The 6,925-nt window shown below is 73.5% G+C and carries 3 protein-coding genes; all 3 read left to right on the top strand.

Annotation, left to right across the window (positions count from 1 at the left end; genetic code table 11):
* On the top strand, positions 1-1,740 hold a 1,740-nt coding region (locus H5J30_RS12880), incomplete at its 5' end, for an ATP-binding protein (protein WP_181787571.1).
* Positions 1,741-1,791: 51 nt separating this feature from the next.
* Positions 1,792-6,327, top strand: coding sequence for a polymorphic toxin type 28 domain-containing protein (locus H5J30_RS12875; RefSeq protein ID WP_181787570.1), 4,536 nt, complete (start codon positions 1,792-1,794; stop codon positions 6,325-6,327).
* A 24-nt stretch (positions 6,328-6,351) separates the two neighbouring features.
* A partial coding sequence (locus H5J30_RS12870) for a pentapeptide repeat-containing protein (RefSeq protein WP_181787569.1) occupies positions 6,352-6,925 on the top strand: 574 nt, incomplete at its 3' end.

Raw genomic sequence — 6,925 nt, 5'->3', positions numbered from 1 at the left:
CTGCGCGCGATGCTGGACTGGAGCTGGGAGCTGCTGACCGCCCCCGAGCAGGCCGTGCTCCGCCGCCTCTCCCTGCACGCGGACGGCTGCACGCTGAGCGCCGCCGAGGCGGTCTGCGCGGGCGGCGGCATCGCCGAGGACGAGGTGCTCGACCTCCTCGCCCGCCTCGTCGACCGCTCCCTGGTCATGGCCGCCCCGGGCGACGGCGTGGCCCCCGCGCGCTACCACCTGCTGGAGTCCGTCGCCGCCTATGGCCACGAACAGCTCTGCGACGCGGGCGAGTTCGCCTCCGTACGCCGCCGCCACACCGCGTACTACGCGACGCTCGCCGCCGAGGCCGAGCCCCAGTTGCGCGGCCCCGCCCAGCGCCAGTGGCTGCTGCGCCTCGACGCGGAGTCCGCCAACATGCGCGCGGCGCTGGAGGACGCGGTACGCACCGGCGCCGCGGCGACGGCACTGGGCCTGGCCTGCGACCTCGCCTGGTACTGGGTGCTGCGCGGCCGCCTCGGCGAGGGCCGCCGCTTCCTCACCACCGCCCTGACGGCGCCCCAGGCACCGCACACGGCAGCAGGCACAGACGCCGCAGCCGATGCCGATGCCGACAAGACCGCAGCCGCTACCGGAGCCGCAAGAGAAGCCCCCGCCCCCGCAAGGGACGTCACCGCGGCCCGCGCCGCCGCCCTCACCTGGCGCGCCGCCATGACCCTCCGCCTCGGCGAGACCCTCACCCCCGACGCCCTGCCCGCCGTCCGCCCGCCGCAGCCCACCGCCCTGCCCGAACTGGCCGCCGGCGCCCGCGCGGACGCCTTCCTCGGCCTCGCCCGGCTCGGCCTCGGCCCGCTGCCCGGCGGCGACGACCCGCTGACCCGCGCCGAGGAGGTCTTCCGCGCGCTCGGCGACCAGTGGGGCACCGCGGCGGTGTCCAGCACCCTCGCCCGGGAGGCGGTGCTCCGCGGCGACCTGCCCGCGCTCGCGGAGTACGGGGAGCGCAGCATGGCGCTCTTCGCCGGACTCGGCGACCGGTGGGGCCAGTTGCACGCGACGTACGCGCTCGGCACGTACGCGGAGATCACCGGCGACTACGGACAGGCCGCCCGGCTGCACCGCGAGGGCCTGCGGATGGCCGAGGACCTGGGGCTGTGGTCGGAGGTGTCCGACAAGCTGTCGATGCTCGGCCGGGTCGCGCTGCTCACGGGGGACACCGCCCAGGCCGACGAACTCCACGGCCGCGCCGCGCGGCTGGCCGCCGAGCAGGGCTACGTGGTGGGCGAGGAGTTCGCGGGCATCGGCCTGGCGATGGGCGCCCGCCGACAGGGCCGGCTGGCGGAGGCGGAGGCGCACCTGCGGCGCTGGCTGGACTGGGACCGCAAGATCGAGTCGGACGTGGGCACCGCCCTGATCCTCGCCGAGCTGGGCTTCGTCGCGGAGCTGGCGGGCGACCCGGAGCAGGCCCGCGCCCACCACCGCGAGGGCCTTGCCTACGCCCGCCCCACCGGCGACCCCCGGGCCGTCGCCCTGGCCCTGGAGGGCCTGGCCGGCGCGGAGTCCCTGGCCGGCGACGCCGGTGAGGCCGCCCGCCTCCTCGGCCGGGCCGAAGCCCTCCGCGCCGCCGCCGGCGCCCCGCTCCCTGCGGCCGAACGCACCGACACCGACCGCATCATGGGCCGCCTGCGTACGGCTCTGCCGCCCGACGTCCTCGCCGCCGAGATCGGCGCCGGACGGGCGGCCGAGGAACCGTGACCCGCTGATCAGGCGTCTTCGGACGAGATGTGGCTGTAACGGGGGTGGCACATGGGGAATCGTCCGACGGATTGGCATGTCCTGGATCTGGACAACGACCCGACGCCGGGGGATCCGGATCGGGTCAAGCAGCTCGCCCGGGAGCTGCACGACTTCGCCGATGACGTGGCGGATGCGCTGCGGCAGATCAAGGGCATGGCCGGTGAGGATGCCCTCCTGCGGTGGGCGGGGAAGACGGCGAAGGCGTTCCAGGACGAGTTCGAGGAGGTCCCCAAGAACCTCAAGAAGCTCCAGCGCTCCTACGACCTGGCGGGCGACGCTTTGGCCGCGTACTGGCCGAAGCTGGAGCGCGCCCAGTCCCTCGCCGACAAGGCCCTGGCCAAGGGCCGCGAAGCGCAGAGCGAGCTGACCGCCGCGAACGGCCGCCTGGACTCGGCCAATTCCTGGGTGGATCGGGCGACGAAGAAGAGTGAGGAGTACGACGAGAAGGAGGGCAAGGAGAAGCCCGACGAGTCGGAGGTACGGGCCGCCACCCGCAACGCCACCGACGCCAAGTCCGCCCGCACCTCCGCGCAGACAGCCGTCGACAACGCGCAAGGCGGCCTCGAAGCCGCCAAGAAGATGGCCGCCGACGCCAAGAAGATGCGCGAGGACGCCGCCTCCGAAGCCAAGGACAAGCTGGAGGACGCCTCCGACGCCGGCATCCAGAACCGCAAGTGGTGGGAGAAGGCGGTCGACTGGGTCAAAGACAACTGGGACACCATCGTCACCGTCTGCAAAGTCATCGTCGCCGTCCTCGGCATCGTCGTCCTCATCATCGGCGGACCGCTGGCCTGGGTGGTGCTGGCCGCGGCGCTGGTGGTCCTCGCCGACAGCCTGATCAAGTACGCCAACGGCGAGGGCTCCCTCTTCGACGTCGCCATGGCCGCCCTCGACTGCATCCCCGGCATGAAGGGCCTCACCTCACTGGCCAAGCTCGGCAAGGGCCTGAAGAGCCTCAAGGGCGGGCTGGCCGGGCTGCGGAGCATGAAGAACGGCGTCCTCGGTCTGGCCAAGCGGGGCCGCACGATGATCGACGACGCGGCACAGGGCGCCACGACCCGGCTGAAGAACATCGTCTCGAAGTTCACCGACCCCGTGGACCTGGCCACCGGGGCGATGTACCTGCCGCAGGACGACGTCGAACTGCCCGGGATCCTGCCCCTGGTCTTCTCCCGCCGGCTGGGCTCGACCTACCGGGCCGGCCGGTGGTTCGGCCCCACCTGGGCCTCCACCGCCGACCAGCGCCTGGAGACCGACGACCGGGGCGTCGTCTTCGTCACCGAGGACGGCCGCGTCCTCGCCTACCCCCACCCCACCGGCACGGAGGTGCTGCCGGAACAGGGCCCGCGCTGGCCGCTCGCCCGCCTGGAGAACGGCGGCTACACCGTCACCGACCCCCTCACCGGTCACACCCGTACCTTCGCCCGCCCCGACGCCGACGGCCTCGCGCTGCTGGAGCGGATAGCGGACCGTAACGGCCACACCCTGACCTTCACCTACGACGACGAAGGCGCCCCCACCGGCATCCGCCACTCCGGCGGCTACCACCTCACCCTCACCACCGACGCCGGCCTCGGCCGCATCACCGCCGTCTCTCTCGCAAACGCCGCCGACGACGGCACCGACACCGTCGTCAAACGCTTCGGCTACGACCGCGACGGCAACCTCACCGAGGACATCAACTCCTCCGGCCTGCCCCTGGTCTTCACCTACGACCACCGCCTGCGCGCGACCTCCTGGACCGACCGCAACGGCCACCGCTACGACTACACCTACGACGACCAGGACCGCTGCACAGCCGAAGGCGGCGAAGCCGGCCACCTCGCCCTCACCATCGACTACGACGGCACCGACCCCGCCTGGCCCGGGTCCGCCGTCACCACCCTCACCACCGCCGAGGGCGCCGTCACCCGCTTCGTCGTCAACGACAACTGCCAGATCACCGCCGAGATCGACGCCCTCGGCCACACCACCCGCACCACCTACGACGAACACCACAACCTCACCGCCGAGACCGACCCCCTCGGTCAGCGGTTCGCGTACGCCTACGACGCCGACGGCAGCCTGCGCACGCTCGTCCGGCCCGACGGCACCACCACGACGCTCGACTACGCCGCGCCCGGCCTGCCGACCCGTGTGACGGCACCGGACGGAGCCACCTGGCTCCAGTCCTTCGACGCCGCCGGCAACCGCCTCTCCGCCACCGACCCGTCCGGCGCCACCACCCGCTTCCACTACGACGGCCGGGGCCGCCTCCGGGCCGTCACCGACGCGCTGGACCACACGGTCGGGATCGGGAACAACGCGGCGGGCCTGCCCGTCGAGACGGTCGACGCACGGGGCGGCACCACGCGTTACGAGTACGACGCCTTCGGCCGCGTGCGCGCGGTGACCGACCCCCTCGGCCACACCACCCGGGCGACGTGGAACACGGAGGGCCGGCTCACCTCGTACACGCTGCCCGACGGCACGACCGAGTCCTGGGCCTACGACGCCGAGGGCAACTGCCTCGCCCACACCGACGCCGCGGGACTGTCGACCACGTACGAATACACGCACTTCGACCAGCTCAGCGCCTACACCGCGCCCGACGGCGCGCGCTACGAGTTCACCCACGACGCGAGCCTGCGGCTCACCGGCGTGCGGGACCCGCTGGGCCGCTGCTGGCGGTACGAGTACGACCGCGCCGGGCGCCTCGTCTCGGAGACCGACTTCGACGACAGGACGAGCGAGTACGTCCGGGACGCGGCCGGCCGGATCGCGGTGTCCGTCACCCCGCTCGGCGAGCGCATCACCTTCGAGTACGACCCGCTCGGCAACGTCGCGCGCAAGAACGCGGGCGGCGCCGTGACCCGGTACACGTACGACGCCGCCGGGCGGCTGCTCACCGCCGCCGGCCCGGGCTCCGTCGTCACCTGCGAGCGCAACGAGCTGGGCCTGGTCACCAGGGAAGACGTCGACGGCCGCAGCCTGACGTTCCGCTACGACGCCCTCGGCCGCCGGATCCGGCGCGTCACCCCCTCCGGTGCGCAGACGTCGTACGGCTACGACGCCGCGGGTGCCCGCGAGGCGGTCACCGCGTCGGGGCACACGCTGCGCTTCCAGCGGGACGCGGGCGGTCGCGAACTCACCTGCCTCCTCGACGGCTCGCTCGCCGTGGAGCGGCAGTGGGACCCGGTGGGCCGGCTCCATGCGCAGACCGTGGCCGCCGGGGAGCGCACCGTCCAGCGGCGCACGTACACCTACCGCGGCGACGGCCACCTCGCCGCCGTGCACGACCGGCTGGCCGGGACGAGCCGGTTCGACGTCGACGCGGCGGGCCGCGTCACCGGCGTCGCCGCGGGCGACTGGCAGGAGGCGTACGGCTACGACGCCGTCGGGAACGTGACGCGGGCCGCCTGGCCCGACCACCACGCCGGTGCGGCGGCCACCGGCGAGCGCCGCTACGAAGGCACCCGCGTCCTGGGTGCCGGCGCCCTGCGCTATCAGCACGACGCCGCCGGCCGGCTGGTGGCCCGTACCCGCAAGCGGCTCTCCCACAAGCCGGACACCTGGCGCTTCACCTGGGACGCCGAGGACCGGCTGACGCGGGCGACGACCCCGGACGGCACCGTGTGGCGCTATCGCTACGACCCGCTCGGGCGCCGCATCGCCAAGGAGCGTCTGACCGCCGAAGGGGAGGTCGCCGAGCGGATCGAGTTCACCTGGGACGGGGCCGTGCTCGTCGAGGAGACCACGCGCTCCGCGGATCTGCCGCACCCGGTGACCCTGACGTGGGAGCACGAGGGGTTCAGCCCGATCTCCCAGGCGGAGCGCCTCACGGACGACACCGGCCGGCGGGAGATCGACTCCCGGTTCTTCGCCATCGTCACCGACCTCGTCGGCACCCCGCGGGAGCTGGTGGACGCGGACGGGCAGGTGGCGTGGCGCGCGCGCAGCACCATCTGGGGGGCCACCGCCTGGTCCGCCAGGAGCACGGCGTACACGCCGCTGCGGCTGCCCGGGCAGTACGCGGACCGGGAGACCGGGCTGCACTACAACCTGCACCGCTACTACGACCCCGCACTCGCCCGCTACGCCACGCCGGACCCGCTCGGGCTGTCGCCCGCGCCCAATCCCGTCGCGTACGTGCACAACCCCCTGACGTGGTCGGATCCGCTGGGGCTCTCTCCGTACAGCAGTCGCAAGCTGGGCCTGAGCGACTCGGCCCAGAACGCGATCCAGAAGCTGGAGAACATCAAGAAGGACCCCATCGGCAGGATCAACAGCATGCCGAACCACAACCACTACAGCGCGGCCCGCCGGGAGGCCGCGGGCGAGGTGGTGGCCGTGAAGCAGAACGGCGTGCCCTTCGACCACATCGCCGACCTGACGAACGCCAGGAACGGACTGGAGAACGTGCGCAAGGTGCTGGTGAAGGAGATGGACGTGCTGCCGGAGGGACTGACGGAACGCGGCCTCGACGTGCTCATCAAGAAGCACGACGAGACGGTCTACCATCTCGACCGGCTGAACGGCTTCCTCGGATCCATCGGCCACCGCTGAACCCCGCACGACACCCGGAGGATCATGGACGACGCAGACGACCAGCGGATCGCCGAGGACCGGCGCCGCTGGAGCACACCGGCCGGAACGGCCGCCGCCGAACGCATCCTGCGCGCCCTGCGGGACGGAACGGACTGGCGGGACGTCTCCGCCGAGTTCTCCGGGCTGGGCGACCGCAGGGACCTGCGGGGCATCCCGCTCGCCGGCGCCGACCTGCCCGGGGCCGACCTGCGGGACGCCAACCTCGGCCACGCCGTGCTGCGTACGGCCCGGCTCGACGGGGCGGACCTGTCGGAGGCCCATCTCACGGGCGCCGACTTCGCCGGGGCGTCGCTGCGCGGCGCGGTGCTCGCCGGGGTGCAGGCGGGTGCCGCCACGTTGTCCGGCTGCGACCTCTCGGAGGCCCGCATGGACGGCGTCGGGCTGATGCGGGCGGCGCTCGACGGGGCGATCCTGCGGGGCGCGTCGCTGCGGCGGGCGAACTTCGCCGCAGCGAACCTGCGGGACGCGGACTTCGGCGACGCGGATCTGGAGGGCGCGGTGCTGCTGAGCGCGAGGACGGAGGGCGCGAGCTTCGCAGGCGCCCGGATGACCGGAG

This window comes from Streptomyces phytophilus (assembly GCF_013870535.1).
In the GTDB taxonomy this organism is placed as follows: domain Bacteria; phylum Actinomycetota; class Actinomycetes; order Streptomycetales; family Streptomycetaceae; genus Streptomyces; species Streptomyces phytophilus.
Note: the sequence above shows the minus strand (reverse complement) of the source record. Positions and strands in the feature narration are given on the sequence as shown.